The sequence below is a fragment of the Pseudomonas sp. S04 genome, from assembly GCF_009834545.1.
Taxonomy (GTDB): Bacteria; Pseudomonadota; Gammaproteobacteria; order Pseudomonadales; family Pseudomonadaceae; genus Aquipseudomonas.
This window is the reverse complement of the sequence record NZ_CP019427.1, coordinates 5,421,541-5,435,775: the sequence shown is the minus strand read 5'-3', so window position 1 is coordinate 5,435,775 and position 14,235 is coordinate 5,421,541. Positions and strand designations below refer to the sequence as shown.

The window sequence follows — 14,235 nt, the reverse complement described above, 5'->3', positions numbered from 1 at the left end:
GAGCACACCGGTGCCTGTCGTTTTTGTTGCCGCTTCCAAGCTGCCAACGCCTTTTGCGCAATTCACCATGCATGGCTTTCTCGATGAGTCCACTGGCCGCGAGCACGTCGTGTTGAGCTTGGGTGATGTGGCCGATGGTGCCCCGGTACTCGGCCGGCTGCACTCCGAGTGCCTGACCGGCGATGCCTTGTTCAGCCAGCGTTGCGACTGCGGCTCACAATTGGAAGCCGCCTTGCAGGCCATCGCCCGCGAAGGCCGTGGCGTGTTGCTGTACTTGCGCCAGGAAGGCCGGGGTATTGGCCTGCTGAACAAAATCCGCGCCTATGAGTTGCAAGATGGCGGTGCCGATACCGTTGAAGCCAACGAGCGCCTGGGTTTTGCCGCTGACCAGCGTGACTACGCCATGTGCCTGCCGATGCTCGAGCACCTGGGCGTCAAATCCCTGCGCCTGATGACCAACAACCCGCGCAAGGTCAAGGCATTGACCGACATGGGCATCGTGGTTGCCGAGCGCGTGCCGTTGCACACCGGCCACAATCCGCACAACAAACTCTACCTGGCGACCAAGGCCAGCAAGCTCGACCACATGATGGGCAACGAGCATCAGGGCGAGGCAGACCGGGCGTGACCCGCGGCCAGGTTCGGCGGCGCCTGTCCGTCAATTGGTGGCAATACTTCGCGCTGGCCCTGCTGCCGTTGCTGGTGATCAATGGCCTGTTTGGCGAGGGTGAAGCCCTGGCTCCGATCCTGGCGATGCCGTTCTTCATCGCCGGCATGGCCTCGATGTTCGTCAGCCTGAAATTTTTCGGTGCCTACAAGCACGGCTTGATCGCCACCCAAAAAGCCCTGGACACCGCCGATGAACCGGCGGCCTGGATCGCCCTGGCCGCTCAGCGCCGCAGCGCCATGCTGGTCGCCTCCCTGCCGGCCTGGATCGGCGCGCTGGCGGTGTTCGTCGGCCTGGAGGCGGTGCCTCTGGTGCTGCTGGGGTTGGCCACTGGCGTGCTGTTCTACCTCTACCGTATTCCGCGTCAACTCGGCTGATGGGGCGCTGGCTGGCGCTGCTGTTGGTCCTCAGTGGCCCAGCGGCCGCCGTGGAGCGAGTAGTCAGCCTGGCACCGTCCCTGTCGGAAATCGTTGTCGAGCTGGACTCGGCCGACCTGCTGGTCGGCGTGCTCGATGCCGGCGAGCGTCCGCCAGCCCTTGAGTCCGTGCCATCGGTGGGCCGTTATGGCCAGTTGGACATGGAACGCCTGCTCAGCCTCAAGCCCGATCTGTTGCTGCTCTGGCCCGGTAGTGTCGGCCCGGCACAGCGCGAACAACTGAGCCGGCTGGGCATCCCCACCTACGTCGCCGAACCCCACAGCCTCAACCAATTGACTACCCAGATCGAAGACATTGCCCGGCAACTGGGACGAGCCGAACGTGGGCAAGCACTGGCGACCGACCTGCGTCGGCAATTGGATGGCTTGCGCCAGCGCTACCGGCGCGAGGTGCCGCTGCGGGTGTTCTATCAGGTCTGGGACCAGCCGCTATACACCGTGGGCGGCGGGCAGATCATCAGCGACGCGCTAGAGGTGTGTGGTGCGCGGAATGTGTTCGCCGACCTGCGCCTGCCGGCGCCGCAGGTCAGCATCGAGTCGGTACTGGCGCGTAATCCGCAGGTGATCCTCGCCAGCAGCCAGGCTCAGCTCGATGCCTGGAAAGCTTGGCGACAGGTCACGGCGGTGAGTAGTGGGCAATTACTGCGGGTGACCGACAAAGGCCTGGAGCGGCCGAGCGGGCAGATGATCGAAGCGACGGCGGCGTTGTGCCGGTTGATTGCGCCTGGTCGGTAAGACCGAGGTGCGGCTATCGCGAGCAGGCTCGCTCCCACAGTGGCTTTGGGTGTTCGCAGGTTTTGCATACACCCGCCGGGCCTTTGTGGGAGCGAGCCTGCTCGCGAAGAGATGGCCGCAACACCGCTGATCTCAGTTCAGAGCTGCGGCATCCACGTCACCCCGAACATCAACGCCCGGCCTTCCTCGCGATAACCGTACTGCTCGCCTTGGTACTGGTACAGCGCGCGGCTGTAGTCCTTGTCCAGCAGGTTGTCGATTTTCATCTGCAGGGTGACTTCGTGGTTCACCGCCCAACTGCTGCGCAGGCTCAGCAGGCCATAGCCGCCCAAGGGCTGGAGGTTTTTCTCATCGTCGTAGCTGCTGCTCACCGCTTGCCAGGTCGCCCCCAGTCCGAGCTGGTCGAACTGCCGGTCCAGGTCCAGGTTCAAGGTGCGGCGGGCACGGCGGGCGAGGGTGTGGCCGCTGTCGCGGTCCCGTGGGTCGATGATCGAGACGCCCAGGTTGCTCTGCCAGCCGAACAGCTCCTGCTTGAGGGCTGCCTCGAAGCCGTTGATCCGCGCCGAGGCGACGTTTTCCGGGCGGCTGCCATAGATGATCGCGTCTTCGAGGTCGGTGCGGTAGAGCGAGGCTTCCAGTCGGCTGCTTTCAGTCAGTTGGCTGCGCCATTGCAGTTCGTAGCTCTTTGAGGTTTCAGGCTTCAGGCCCGGGTTGTTGTAGTCCGGGTAGTAAAGGTCGTTGAAGGTCGGCGCCCGGAAACCTTCGCTGTAAGTCAGCAGTAAGTCATTGTCGGTGTTCAGCGGCAGGGTGAAGGTGCCGCTCCAGCTGTTCTGGCTGCCGAACTGTTGATTGTCGTCGCGGCGCAGGCCCAGCTCGGTGGAGAAGTGCTCGGCAGTGAAATGATGCTGAATGAACGCGGCGCGGTTCCAGCGGCTGTCTTCACCTAAAGCGGCGCGCGCCCCGTAGTAGTCAAAGTCGCTGTTGACCCGATCTTCGTACCAGTCACCCCCCAGGATCAGGCTGTTCTGCTCGTTGAGGGTCAGGTCGTTCTGCCAGCTCACGGAGTCGCGGTAGGTGTTGAACACCGAGTCTTCAGTGCTGAGCTTGTCGCGGGTTTGTTCGCGGTTCTCGCTGTGGCCCAGTTCGACGCGCGTCTTCCAGGCCTGGTTGACGCGGGCATCGAAATAGCCGCTGACGCTACTGACGTTGAAATCGCTGTAGGGCTTTTGTTGGTAGCTTTGCCCCGTGCTTGAGTCGTAGCGACCGAACGGGCTATCGAACTCGCTCTTGCCGCGGTTATCCAGCACGTTGAAACCGACTTCCAGGTCGTCACTGAAGCCATGGCTCAGGCTCAGGCTCAGCGCCTGGTTGCGGTAGGCGTCGTGATCGCCATCGCTGGGGTAGGACTGGTGGGTGCGGTCGATCCCGGCAGTTTCATCCAGGCTGGCGCCGAGGTTGAAGCGAGTGTTGGCATCGCCACCGGACAGGCCGAGGCTACGCTCCCAGGTCTGGTTGCTGCCCAACCCCATGTGCAGGCGTGGCTGCAGGCCGGGCTCGGCGCTGCGCCGGGTGAAGATCTGAATCACCCCGCCAATCGCATCGCTGCCATAAATCACCGAGCGTGAGCCGCGCAACACTTCCACGCGCTCGACCTGTTCGATGTTGATGTGCTGCAGGTTGCTGTCGCCCGAGGTCGAATTGCCAATGCGCTGGCCGTCTACCAGCACCAGGCTTTGCGCGGACTTGGTGCCACGAATGGAAATCCCCGGCAGGCTGCCGCGCCCGCCCGCCTGGGTGACTTGCACCCCCGGCACCCGGCTCAGCAGGTCGGTGACGCTGGAGGGTTGCAGGCGGTCGATATCCTCGCGGGTGAACACCGTGTTGGCTGCGCTGCTGTCATTGCGGGCTTCGACCTGGCGATTGGCGCTGATCAGGACTTCGGGCAGCTTCAGTGCCTGGTCGCGTTCGAAGGTGTCGGCCAGCAGTGGGCCGGCCGGCAGCAGGGTCAGCGTCATGGCAAGGCGGGAGAGTTTCATTGGCAGTCCATCGGCTTTGGAGCGAGTATAGTTTTGAAAAGCATGAAACCAATGTGGGAGCGAGCTTGCTCGCGATGACGGTCTGTCAGTCAACGAATATGTCGACTGTCAGACCGTCATCGCGAGCAAGCTCGCTCCCACAGGGTTTTGTATGTGTCTTTAGATGTTCAGCAGCTGCAAGCGCTCGCGAAGCGACGCTTCGATTCCCGCCTCATCCAGCCCGCACTCGGCCAGCATTTGCGCCGGTTTGGCGTGTTCGACGTAGCTGTCCGGCAAGCCCAGGTGCAGCATCGACTTGAGGATGTTCTCGCGGGCGAGGAATTCGCTGACCGCACCACCGGCGCCGCCCATGATTGCGTTTTCTTCGATGGTCACCAGCAGCTCGTGGCTGGCGGCAATCTCACGCACCAGCGCTTCATCCAGTGGCTTGACGAAGCGCATGTCGACCACGGTCGCATCCAGGGTCTCGGCGACTTTCAGCGCTTCGGCCAGTTGCACGCCGAACACCAGCAGGGCGACGGTGCTGCCTTGGCGGCGCACCACGCCCTTGCCGATCTCGATCGGCTCCAGGTCTTTGTCGATCGTCGCGTTCGGGCCGTTGCCGCGTGGATACCGGACTGCCGCCGGGCCGTTGTACAGGTGGCCGGTGGTGAGCATCTTGCGCAGTTCGTTCTCGTCGCTTGGGGTCATCACCAGCATCCCGGGGATGCAGCGCAGGAAAGACAAGTCGAAGCTGCCGGCGTGGGTCGGACCGTCTTCGCCCACCAGGCCGGCGCGGTCGATGGCGAACAGCACATCGAGGTTCTGCACCGCCACATCGTGCACCAGTTGGTCGTAGCCACGCTGCAGGAAGGTCGAGTAGATCGCCACCACCGGTTTTGCGCCTTCGCAGGCCATGCCGGCGGCAAGGGTCACCGCGTGTTGCTCGGCGATCGCCACGTCGAAATAGCGCAGCGGGAAACGTTCGCTGAACGCCACCAGGTCGGAGCCTTCCTTCATCGCCGGGGTGATCCCCACCAGGCGCGGGTCGGCAGCGGCCATGTCGCACAGCCATTCGCCAAACACACCGGAATACTTCGGCCCGCTGGCTTTCTTCGGCGCGGCGGCCGGGGCATCCAGGGGTTCGAGCTTGGTGATGGCGTGGTAGCCGATCGGATCGACTTCCGCCGGGGCGAAACCTTTGCCTTTTTTGGTCACCACATGCAGGAACTGCGGCCCCTTGAGGTCACGCATGTTGCGCAGCGTGGCGATCAGGGTCGGCAGGTCGTGGCCGTCGATCGGCCCGATGTAGTTCCAGCCCAGCTCTTCGAACAGGGTGCCGGGGACCAGCATACCCTTGGCGTATTCTTCGGTGCGACGGGCGATTTCCCAGGCGCCAGGCAGGCGCGACAGGACCTTTTTGCTGCCCTCGCGCATGCTCGCGTAAGTGCGGCTGGAAAGGATCTTGGCCAGGTAATTGGACAGCCCGCCAACATTGCGCGAGATCGACATGTCGTTGTCGTTGAGGATCACCAGCATGTTGGCGTCGACTTCGGGCGCATGGTTCAGCGCCTCGAAGGCCATGCCAGCGGTCAGGGCGCCGTCGCCGATCACCGCGATGGCCTTGCGATCACTGTTCTGCAGGCGGGCGGCAATGGCCATGCCCAGCGCTGCGCTGATCGAGGTGCTGGAGTGGCCGACGCCAAAGGTGTCGTATTCGCTTTCGGAGCGGCGCGGGAAGGCGGCGATCCCGTCTTTCTGGCGCAGGGTGCCCATGCGCTCACGACGACCGGTGAGAATTTTGTGCGGATAAGCCTGATGACCCACATCCCACACCAGCCGGTCGTCCGGGGTGTCGAACACGTAATGCAGCGCGATGGTCAGCTCGATCACGCCCAGGCCAGCACCAAAATGCCCACCGGTCTGACCGACCGTGTAGAGCAATTCCAGGCGCAACTCATCGGCCAGGGTTTCCAGCTCGGCTTCGCCTAACCGGCGCAAGCCGTCCGGCGTGTTGGCACGGTCGAGCAGGGGCGTGGTCGGGCGCTTGCGGGGAATCTCATGAAACGTCGTGGGCATCAGGCGAATCGTTATAGGTATAAAAGATGCGGCAGTTTACCTGATGCAGCGCACGCTGCCCACGCAGAGCGCGGAACTTGCTGGGCAGCGTGCGCCGGATCAGTTGCGGCGGTCGACGATATAGCGGGCCAGATCGCGCAGCGGCTCGGCCGACGCGTCAAACGGTCGCAGCGCGTGCAGGGCCTGATCGCGCAGTTCCAGGGCATAGGCCTTGGCTGCTTCGAGGCCGAGCAGGGCCGGGTAGGTCGGTTTGTCCCGGGCAATATCGGCGCCCTGGCGTTTGCCCAGGGTCTGGGTATCGCTTTCGACGTCGAGAATGTCGTCCTGCACCTGGAACGCCAGGCCGATGGCCTGGGCATAGGTCTGCAGCGCCTTGAGCTCGCTCTTCTCGGCCCGACCACTGGCCAGGGCGCCGAGCTTGACGCTGGCCTCGATCAGCGCGCCGGTCTTGTGCCGATGCATGTATTCCAGGGCTTGCTGGTCGAGCTTGATGCCCACCGAACCGAGGTCGATGGCCTGGCCGCCGACCATGCCGGCCGGGCCTGCCGCCAACGCCAGGGCGCTGACCATTTGCAGGCGGATCTCGGCATCGGCGTTATTCAAGCGCGGGTCGAGCAGGGCGCTGAAAGCCAGGCTCTGCAGGCCGTCACCGGCGAGAATCGCGCAGGCTTCATCGAACTTCTTGTGCGTGGTGGGCTGGCCGCGACGCAGGTCGTCGTCGTCCATGGCCGGCAAATCGTCATGCACCAGCGAGTAAGCGTGGATCAATTCGACCGCACAGGCCGCGCCATTGGCTTGCTCAGCCTCGCCGCCCAAGGCCTGGCAGGCGGCGTAAGCCAGTAGCGGGCGCACGCGCTTGCCACCGTTCATCACGCTGTAGCGCATGGCTTCGTACAAGCGCGCGAGCTCCGGGCTCGGCGCGACGAACAGGCTTTCCAACGCGGCGTTGACCCGGGCCTGACTGCTGGCCGAATACGCCGCGATCATTCTGGTTGATCCGCGTCGAAAGGCGCCTCGGCCAGTTCGCCATCGCGCTCCAGCAGCACCTGGACCTTCTGCTCGGCCTGTGCCAGTGCGGCCTGGCAATCGCGGGTCAGGCCGATGCCTTGTTCGAAGGCGGTCAGCGAGTCTTCCAGCGACAACTCGCCGTTCTCCAGACGCTCAACCAGCGTTTGCAGGTCGGCGAGGGATTGTTCGAAATCCAGTGCAGCTTTTTTGCGGGCCATGGCGGCTATCCAGGTGACATTTGAACCGGCGCGACACTAGCAGATAGGGGGGGGATCAGCAACGCGGAGGCCATTGGAATGGCTTGATGCCGGCCGAGAGCAGGCATTGTCGCCTTCACCTCTAACATGCCTGCTGCGGTTCTTCATCCGGCGACACTTCCACCCTGCACTCGCGCCACGGCCGCCGGCCCCGCGACCTGCACTCGGTTGCGGCCCTTGGCCTTGGCCACGTACAGCGCTTCATCGGCCTGTGAAAGCAGGCGCACCAAGTTGTAGCCAGCCTCAACGCTGGTCACGACGCCAATACTGACGCTGAGCAGGCCCGGTTCAAGTAGCGTGAGCTCGGCAAATGCCTGGCGAATGCGTTCGGCGACCAGTACGGCGTGCTGCAAGTCTGAGTCGCGCAGCACACAGGCAAACTCTTCGCCGCCGATGCGGGCGAAGACATCTGGTTTGCGCAGGTTGGATTGGATGACCCGGGCGAACGCAATCAGGGCCTGGTCGCCGATGTGGTGGCCGAAGGTGTCGTTCAGGCGCTTGAAGTAGTCCAGGTCGCACAGCAGCAGGGCCGCAGGCTGCTCGCGTTGAGCGCAGTCCTTGAGCAGTTGCCCGCCATGCAACATGAAGGCGCGGCGGTTGCCGGCACCGGTGAGGGCATCGCACAGGGCGGCAGCCTTGAAGCGCAGTTCGGCGCGCTCCTTGACCATTGCCAGGGTCACGTAGCCGATGCCGATCACATACAGCATCGACTCGAACAGCATGAACGAGAAAAATCCCACCCCGGTGCCGGCCCCACGCAGTGCCTGATCCAGGGGCAGGCCCAGATCGGTCAGGCTGCGCACGGCATAGAACAGGGTGTGCAGAACGGTGAGGATCAGCGCTGGCAGGTAGGCGACTTCAAGGGTCTTGCGGCCGTGCACAAACTCTAGGATGGTCAATACCCCGTAGCCGGCCGCCAGCACCGAGTAGGCGAACACCCGAACGGGCAGGGAGGCATAGAACACCGGCACCAGGCACAGGCTCAGCCAGATGCCCGCCCCGGCGAGTATCCCCGGCACAGAAGGCGAACGCCCGGTGAACACTCGCATGGCGGTCCAGCTCATCGCTGCGCTCAGCAACAGCACCACATTGCCCAGCACGATGGGCACAGCATCGAAGCCCAGGTCCCGCAGGCTGACCAGCACCATGCCCAGGGCCGCCAGCAGCATCATGGACCCCAGGTAGGCCAGCGAGCGATCGCGGGTCTCGCGCAACCAGGCGTGCACGGTCAACAGCCCCATCAGGATGAATACAAACACCGAGACCACTAAGAGAGTCGGGATGTGCAAGGGCATGTGTGGGGTTCTCGTTGAGTGTTCGCGTGGCAGTGGGGGGGGAAGGAGCGGTTGTCGCCAATTCTAAACCGGCGTCAACGACCCCCGCTGCAACTCCTGGGTGGTATCGATAATGAAATTACGCAGCCAGCGGTTGTGCGGGTCGTCGTTGTGTTCCACGTCCCAGACCATGAACACACGAAAGGCCGGGACAAAAATCGGCACCGGGCTGACCGTCAGTCGGGCAATCCGGGCGTAGGACAGCGCCGCAAAGGTCGGCAGGGTGGCGATCACATCGCTATTGACCAGCGTCGCCAGGGCCCCGGAAAAGTGGGTAAAGGACGCTGATACCCGACGCGGAATGCCTTCACTTTCCAGCAGGTCATCGACGAAACCACGGCGGCCATCGAAGGATACCCGCACATGTTCGTGGCGCAGGTATTCGTCGCGACTGATAGGACTCTGCAGGTTGAGACGTGGTCCGTCATACAGGCAGGAGTAGGACGAAGAGAACAGCACTTGAGAGGAGTAGTGCGAGGTGACTTCCTTGGGTTCGGAACACAAGACCATGTCGATGGCCGGGTCCGCCAGGGCGTTTTTCCACAGTGAGCTGTTGGTCTGGTGAAAGGCGAAACTCACTGACAGGCCGCGGGCCTTGGCCTCGTTGACCAGCCTGGGCGACAGGTAACTTTCGATGTCGTCCGACAGGGCGATGTTGAACACCCGGTTGGATGACTCGGCGGCAAACTGCGGCTGGCGATCGACAATCGCGCTGACGGCTGTCAGCGCTTCCATCACCTTGGGTGCGATCTCCAGTGCCCGAGGTGTCGGCACCATGCCGGTGCCGGTGCGCAGAAACAGTTCGTCGTGAAACTGTTCGCGCAACCGCTTGAGCGAAGAGCTCACCGCCCCTTGAGTCACGTGCAGCACGGCAGCCGTGCGGGTCACGCTGCGCTCGGTCATCAGGCACTGGAAGATGATTAACAGATTGAGGTCGACCCTACTGATATTAGAAATTCTAATCATGGGTATCTCTAGTATTCGTTTGATTAATTAACCTGCGGATTCTTAATCTCAACCCAGGCAAACACAACAACAATCGAGAACCTCAGCATGCAACAGACGATAGCGCGAACGGATCAACCTGATGGCATAGCGTCATCCAGCGCCGCGGCGGAGCTGCGCAAACGCGCGGTGGCTGTCGGTATCGGCAACTTCATGGAGTGGTTCGACTTTGCCATCTACGGCTACTTCGCCGCGGTGATCGGCCAGATCTTCTTCCCATCCACCCAGCCCGGCGTCTCGCTGCTGTCGTCGCTGGCGGTGTTCGCCGTGGGGTTTCTCGCCCGGCCAATCGCCGCGCCACCGCTGCCAGCGTGATTACCGGTACGGCCGGCGCAGCATTTCTTTGCGGTACGGCGATTGCGGCGATCATCACCAGTTCAATGTCCGAGGAGGCAGTGGCTCAGTGGGGATGGCGAGTACCGTTCGTTGCCTCCATCGTCATGGCGGGCGTGGCCATGTACATCCGCCGCAAACTGGGTGACACCCCGGTCTACGAGGAGCTTGAACGCAAGCGGGCCAACAACACCCTGGAAACCGTATCCAGCCGGGCCAAATGGCGCGCGTTCGTGATTTCCTTCGCATTCTCTGCCTTGTTCGGCGTGTCGCTGTACTACTTCATCACCTACGCCAACACCCACCTGACGCAAACCGTCGGCCTGAGCAAATCCACGGCCCTGTGGCTGTGCAGCCTGACCCTGGTGATCTACACCTTGCTCAACCCGATTGTCGGGCGCCTCAGCGATCGTTTTGGTCGTCGTCCTTTTGTCCTCAGCGCTGCATTCGGCCTGACCGTGCTGGCCTACCCGGTGTTTCTGTTGATGAACACCGGCCACTACGGGGCAATCCTCCTGGGATTGCTGATCATGGCGCTGCTGGTGGCGATCACTGCGGTGATGGACGTGGTGTTGCTGGTGGAAGTGTTCCCAGCGTCGATCCGCTCCACCGGCGCCGCAGTCGGGCACAACGTGGCGTTGGCCCTGCTGGCTGGCCCGGGCCCGTTCATTGCCGTGGCACTGATCCAGGCCACCCACAACCCGAACATTCCTGCCGTGTACCTGGCCGCCGTGTCACTGGCCTGCTTCATCGTGCTCTGGTTCCTGCTGCCGGAAACCAAGGACCGCGACATCACTCGTGGTTAATCCCCATCTTCTTCTGACACAAGGCAAGGCTCATGTTTAAAGCAGCTGTAGTGCAAGCGTCTTCCATTCCGTTCGAGCCGCAACTGAGCGCCGAAAAAGCGGCCGGCCTGATCCGCCAGGCCGCCGCCCAGGGCGCCACGCTTGCGGTGTTCCCCGAGGCCTTCCTCGGCGGCTACCCCAAGGGCGCCGCCTTCGGTACCGTCATCGGCAGCCGCAATGCCACCGGCCGCGCGCACTTCGAGCGCTACATGGACGGCGCAGTCACCCTCGACGGCCCGGAACTGGCCCGTCTCAGCGAAGTGGCGAATGAAACCGGCCTGCATGTGGTCATGGGCATCATCGAGCGCCTAGGCCGCACGTTGTATTGCACCGCCGTGACCCTGGCCCCGGGCCAAGGCATTGCCGGGTATCACCGCAAACTGATGCCGACCGGCCAGGAGCGGATCATCTGGGGCTTCGGCGATGGCTCGACCATCGCCCCGGTGGACACCCCCTTCGGCCGCCTGGGCAGCGTCATCTGCTGGGAAAACTACATGCCCGCCCTGCGCCAGGCCATGTACGCCCAAGGCACTGAAATCTACTGCGCGCCCACCGCCGACGACCGCCCAACCTGGGCCTCATCGATGGTGCACATCGCCCTCGAAGGCCGGGTCCACGTCCTGTCCGCCTGCCAGGCCATCACCCTGGGCGAATACCCGGCCAGCTACCGCGAAGACTTCAACCTCCAGGCCCAGGACGCCGACTACATCATGCACGGCGGCAGCATGATCGTCAGCCCGACCGGCGAAGTGCTGGCAGGGCCAGTGTTTGACCAGGAAACCATCCTGTATGCGGACATCGATTTGTCCATTGGCCGGGCCAGTAATCTTGATTTTGATGTGTGCGGGCACTATTCGCGGCCGGAGGTGTTTCAGTTGAAGGTGAATACAGCACCGATGCAGGCGGTGGTGTTTGGGGAGGGGTGATTTGTGAAGAGAGGGGGGTAACGGGCATTAAAAAGCCGGCTTGTGGCCGGCATTTATAGCTTCTACGTACTTCTGCCGATTTCCAATGTAGCGTTGCCCAATCATGTCGGCTTGGCCGAGCACGACTGGGCAACGTCCGAGTTGATTTACCCTTGGTTCACAATCGCTGTTTTAGCCACGATCACGTTCTGGATCGCTGCATAGAGATCGATGGCGGTTTGCTCCGTCTTGATTGAGACAACGAGGCTGTACCGGACACGATCATTGTATCGCTCCTGTTTAAGCAGGGTCTTCCACCAACCGAGGGCCGGGTAGATGCCGATCATGCTGCGGTCGGCCAATTCAGCGGCAGTGCCGCGCCAGATGTCCGAGTGCAGTGAACCTCGGTGCCGCGTCTGGGTTCCTAGCAGCCAGTTCGGATCTGCTCCGCCCCCCTGATAGATACCGTCTTCTTCGTCGCGAGCACGTTTGTTGATACGCTGCCGGAACTGAGTCTTTTCTTCCGTTGGGCGGCTGACATCGAACCTAAGGCCGTGAGATTCGTACCTGTAACGACCTTTGATGCCGCGTTCGACAACTCCAGGGTTGGGTTCAACAAAGTAGGAAAGCGTCACCCGCATCTCTACGTTGGTGTTGCCAAGATCAAGTAGTTCTTGTTTCGGCCATGGCAGATCATGAAGATGCATATCGCGAGCAGTGGGATTGCCCTTGATAGGCTTCATGAACGGTTGCAGCTCGTCCTCAACGACCAAGGTGAGTGAGTCGCCGGCGCTCCACAGTGCTCGCCCTAAGTCGGGTACCCCAAAGCCGCAGGTTTTCACTAGCCGCTCGTAATCGCCTTTCGACCCAGCGCCCAGGAAGTCGTCCTTCATGCGTTCGGTCCACTCAGCAGAGTGGACCATTAGCGCTCGAACAGTCTCTGGCCAGAAGTCCGGGTATCTGGACAAAATCTGTACAGCCATGCGAGCTGCCAACGCAGAGGCCGCGCTGGTGGCCCTAGTGAGGTCGAACAGCCGTACAGTAGGAGTGTGGCAGGTTGTCAGTAGGGAGACCGAGGGATAGTTGTAGGCGGCCAACTGATCCTTAACCAGATTGCCGCCCTCGAACATCACATCAGGCTTAAGTGGCCAGGCGGTGCGCTGCCAGGTCAACGAAGTAGTGCTGTAAGGGCTCAGGCTTCCTGCAGGAGCCACTGGCTGCAGAGTGGTATTGGGCGGATCGATAGTGACTTTTTGTGTGTACGCCCCTACGCATAGAGCGTTCCAGGATTGGCCAGGGTCATGGATACCGTCGGTGGCATTGCTGTTGGGGTAGTCCAGCGCCTGATTCTGATCTGCGTTACCGGCCGAAACCACAATCAGTCGTGGATTCGCCCGCTCGCCGAGAGCATCGGAAGCCAATCCATCTACTGCGGCGGACCAAGCAGACGGGCGACCGCGATCGCGAGCATCGGTGCTAGTAATGGCCATGCTGAAGACCCGATCCACGTTCGGCTGGGCGATTTCCGGCAAGGCAACTGCCGACATGGTGAGAGCACCATAGGGTTCTTTCTGGTTACCTACGGCGGCTTGCAGAAGCTTCACTGACTCGACCCGGTGCTGGATTGTGATGGGGCTTTGTGACGACAGAGGGTCTACGAGATCGCCATAAATGGCGAGCCCGGCCAGACCAGTACCGTGGCCCACGTCGTCCTGGACACCCCACGCTGGATCGACGCTGTACAGGTCGTTAAGGCCAACATGCGAGGCTAGAAGCGGGTGTCCTGGGTTCACTCCGGTGTCGAGGAGGCAGAGGCGCACGCAGTCTTCGTGGCCAGCAGTGGTGCGCCCGAGTAACTCATCGACCCACGCGTGCTGCTCGGTTGCGGGCATAGCGTCGAAGAACTCTGCGGTTTCCTTTGCCCTTCGAATTTCCGCGACTTCATTGAGGAGCAGAATCGATCGGGTAATTGCCGCTTTCGATGCGAAGACGTTCAACACCGTGCGCTCAGGGAAGTGGAGAGTTTTCTCTGAAGTGATGAAGCCAGAGGCTTCTGCAATGGCTCGGAATCGATTGAGTACGGCCTCGCGATCTTGCCGGACCGGCAACCAGAATTCCCACCATATCGTGTCGGTATCGCTCGCAGGAAGTACCGAGGGATCATCGGTCCAGAGTGCATTGAACGCGGCAAACCGGATCTCCTGAATCGGGTTGAGCAGCGGTGCATTGCGTGGTTGCCCCTTGGACGTATTCGCCTCCAGGTACTGGCTAATGAGGCTCTCAAAAGCCTTAAGCTGGCCATCGGGAACGAAAACCGTTGCCATGTCGGTATGGTTTTCTCGGTCTCGGCGCACGTTTAGTAACTCAATGCGCTGCGCTCCACGAGCAAGACCCTCGAAGGCCAATTCGAATCCGGGGAAGCTTTTGAATTCGATCTGCAGGCCAAACCCGCTATCTCGACCTGATTGGCGCTGAAGATTGATGGCCTCGGTCATCTGCGAGCCAACGGATCGCAATTGGCCAAGCAACGCCGCACCGTGTCTGGCTCGGTCCTGCGGCGGAAAACGCGGGTCCCTTGATGCGGATGCTGTGGAGCGAAACCTTTCTGGTTGCCCC

The 14,235-nt window shown here is 62.0% G+C and carries 13 protein-coding genes; 6 read left to right on the top strand and 7 right to left on the bottom strand.

Annotation, left to right across the window (positions count from 1 at the left end; translation table 11 throughout):
* Positions 1 to 10 precede the first annotated feature (10 nt).
* Genes ribA through PspS04_RS24275 form a run of 3 tightly spaced genes read left to right on the top strand, consistent with a single transcriptional unit; the run spans position 11 to position 1,838 of the window.
* Entirely contained in the window at positions 11 to 628 is a 618-nt protein-coding gene (gene ribA / locus PspS04_RS24285) for a GTP cyclohydrolase II (RefSeq protein ID WP_027617724.1), read from the top strand.
* Positions 625 to 1,044: an MFS transporter gene (locus tag PspS04_RS24280; protein ID WP_159998151.1), complete on the top strand. Its 420-nt coding sequence runs from the start codon at positions 625 to 627 to the stop codon at positions 1,042 to 1,044. Before ribA ends, PspS04_RS24280 begins: the two co-directional genes overlap by 4 nt.
* Positions 1,044 to 1,838 carry a cobalamin-binding protein gene (locus PspS04_RS24275; RefSeq protein WP_159998149.1) on the top strand — a complete coding sequence of 265 codons (795 nt, stop codon included), beginning with the start codon at positions 1,044 to 1,046 and terminating at the stop codon, positions 1,836 to 1,838. Before PspS04_RS24280 ends, PspS04_RS24275 begins: the two co-directional genes overlap by 1 nt.
* 137 nt (positions 1,839 to 1,975) lie before the next feature.
* Here PspS04_RS24275 and PspS04_RS24270 read toward each other — a convergent pair whose 3' ends face one another.
* The 6 genes from PspS04_RS24270 to PspS04_RS24245 all read right to left on the bottom strand — a co-directional run bounded on the left by PspS04_RS24270 (position 1,976) and on the right by PspS04_RS24245 (position 9,497).
* Positions 1,976 to 3,874, bottom strand: a complete 1,899-nt coding sequence (locus PspS04_RS24270; protein WP_159998147.1) for a TonB-dependent receptor domain-containing protein — start codon at positions 3,872 to 3,874, stop codon at positions 1,976 to 1,978.
* A 159-nt stretch (positions 3,875 to 4,033) separates the two neighbouring features.
* On the bottom strand, positions 4,034 to 5,932 hold the full coding sequence (gene dxs, locus PspS04_RS24265; RefSeq protein WP_159998145.1) for a 1-deoxy-D-xylulose-5-phosphate synthase: 1,899 nt from the start codon (positions 5,930 to 5,932) through the stop codon (positions 4,034 to 4,036).
* Between the two features lie 99 nt (positions 5,933 to 6,031).
* Complete coding sequence (gene ispA / locus PspS04_RS24260; protein ID WP_095166240.1) at positions 6,032 to 6,919, bottom strand: (2E,6E)-farnesyl diphosphate synthase; 888 nt, start codon at positions 6,917 to 6,919, stop codon at positions 6,032 to 6,034.
* Positions 6,916 to 7,158: an exodeoxyribonuclease VII small subunit gene (locus PspS04_RS24255; RefSeq protein ID WP_095166242.1), complete on the bottom strand. Its 243-nt coding sequence runs from the start codon at positions 7,156 to 7,158 to the stop codon at positions 6,916 to 6,918. Before PspS04_RS24255 ends, ispA begins: the two co-directional genes overlap by 4 nt.
* Before the next feature lie 143 nt (positions 7,159 to 7,301).
* Complete coding sequence (locus tag PspS04_RS24250; protein ID WP_095166244.1) at positions 7,302 to 8,492, bottom strand: GGDEF domain-containing protein; 1,191 nt, start codon at positions 8,490 to 8,492, stop codon at positions 7,302 to 7,304.
* A gap of 63 nt (positions 8,493 to 8,555) precedes the next feature.
* Positions 8,556 to 9,497, bottom strand: coding sequence for a LysR family transcriptional regulator (locus PspS04_RS24245; protein ID WP_237234944.1), 942 nt, complete (start codon positions 9,495 to 9,497; stop codon positions 8,556 to 8,558).
* A gap of 87 nt (positions 9,498 to 9,584) precedes the next feature.
* On the opposite strand from PspS04_RS24245, the gene PspS04_RS27895 reads away from it, so the two are divergent.
* The 3 genes from PspS04_RS27895 to PspS04_RS24235 are packed head-to-tail and all read left to right on the top strand — an operon-like array spanning position 9,585 to position 11,640.
* The gene (locus PspS04_RS27895) at positions 9,585 to 9,851 is read left to right on the top strand and encodes a hypothetical protein (RefSeq protein ID WP_237234943.1); all 267 of its coding nucleotides are present in this window, start codon (positions 9,585 to 9,587) and stop codon (positions 9,849 to 9,851) included.
* On the top strand, positions 9,848 to 10,675 hold the full coding sequence (locus PspS04_RS24240; RefSeq protein WP_237234942.1) for an MFS transporter: 828 nt from the start codon (positions 9,848 to 9,850) through the stop codon (positions 10,673 to 10,675). Before PspS04_RS27895 ends, PspS04_RS24240 begins: the two co-directional genes overlap by 4 nt.
* 32 nt (positions 10,676 to 10,707) lie before the next feature.
* Positions 10,708 to 11,640: a carbon-nitrogen hydrolase family protein gene (locus PspS04_RS24235; protein WP_159998143.1), complete on the top strand. Its 933-nt coding sequence runs from the start codon at positions 10,708 to 10,710 to the stop codon at positions 11,638 to 11,640.
* Between the two features lie 146 nt (positions 11,641 to 11,786).
* Here PspS04_RS24235 and PspS04_RS24230 read toward each other — a convergent pair whose 3' ends face one another.
* Positions 11,787 to 14,114 carry a S8 family peptidase gene (locus PspS04_RS24230; protein ID WP_159998141.1) on the bottom strand — a complete coding sequence of 776 codons (2,328 nt, stop codon included), beginning with the start codon at positions 14,112 to 14,114 and terminating at the stop codon, positions 11,787 to 11,789.
* Between the last annotated feature and the right edge of the window lie 121 nt (positions 14,115 to 14,235).

Bases quoted from the DNA above. Each gene is read 5' to 3' on its own strand.
- PspS04_RS27895 (WP_237234943.1), top strand. From the start codon at position 9,585: ATGCAACAGACGATAGCGCGAACGGATCAACCTGATGGCATAGCGTCA.
- PspS04_RS24235 (WP_159998143.1), top strand. From the start codon at position 10,708: ATGTTTAAAGCAGCTGTAGTGCAAGCGTCTTCCATTCCGTTCGAGCCG.
- PspS04_RS24255 (WP_095166242.1), bottom strand. From the start codon at position 7,158: ATGGCCCGCAAAAAAGCTGCACTGGATTTCGAACAATCCCTCGCCGAC.
- PspS04_RS24270 (WP_159998147.1), bottom strand. From the start codon at position 3,874: ATGAAACTCTCCCGCCTTGCCATGACGCTGACCCTGCTGCCGGCCGGC.
- dxs (WP_159998145.1), bottom strand. From the start codon at position 5,932: ATGCCCACGACGTTTCATGAGATTCCCCGCAAGCGCCCGACCACGCCC.
- PspS04_RS24230 (WP_159998141.1), bottom strand. From the start codon at position 14,114: ATGACCGAGGCCATCAATCTTCAGCGCCAATCAGGTCGAGATAGCGGG.
- PspS04_RS24250 (WP_095166244.1), bottom strand. From the start codon at position 8,492: ATGCCCTTGCACATCCCGACTCTCTTAGTGGTCTCGGTGTTTGTATTC.
- PspS04_RS24275 (WP_159998149.1), top strand. From the start codon at position 1,044: ATGGGGCGCTGGCTGGCGCTGCTGTTGGTCCTCAGTGGCCCAGCGGCC.
- PspS04_RS24245 (WP_237234944.1), bottom strand. From the start codon at position 9,497: ATGATTAGAATTTCTAATATCAGTAGGGTCGACCTCAATCTGTTAATC.
- ispA (WP_095166240.1), bottom strand. From the start codon at position 6,919: ATGATCGCGGCGTATTCGGCCAGCAGTCAGGCCCGGGTCAACGCCGCG.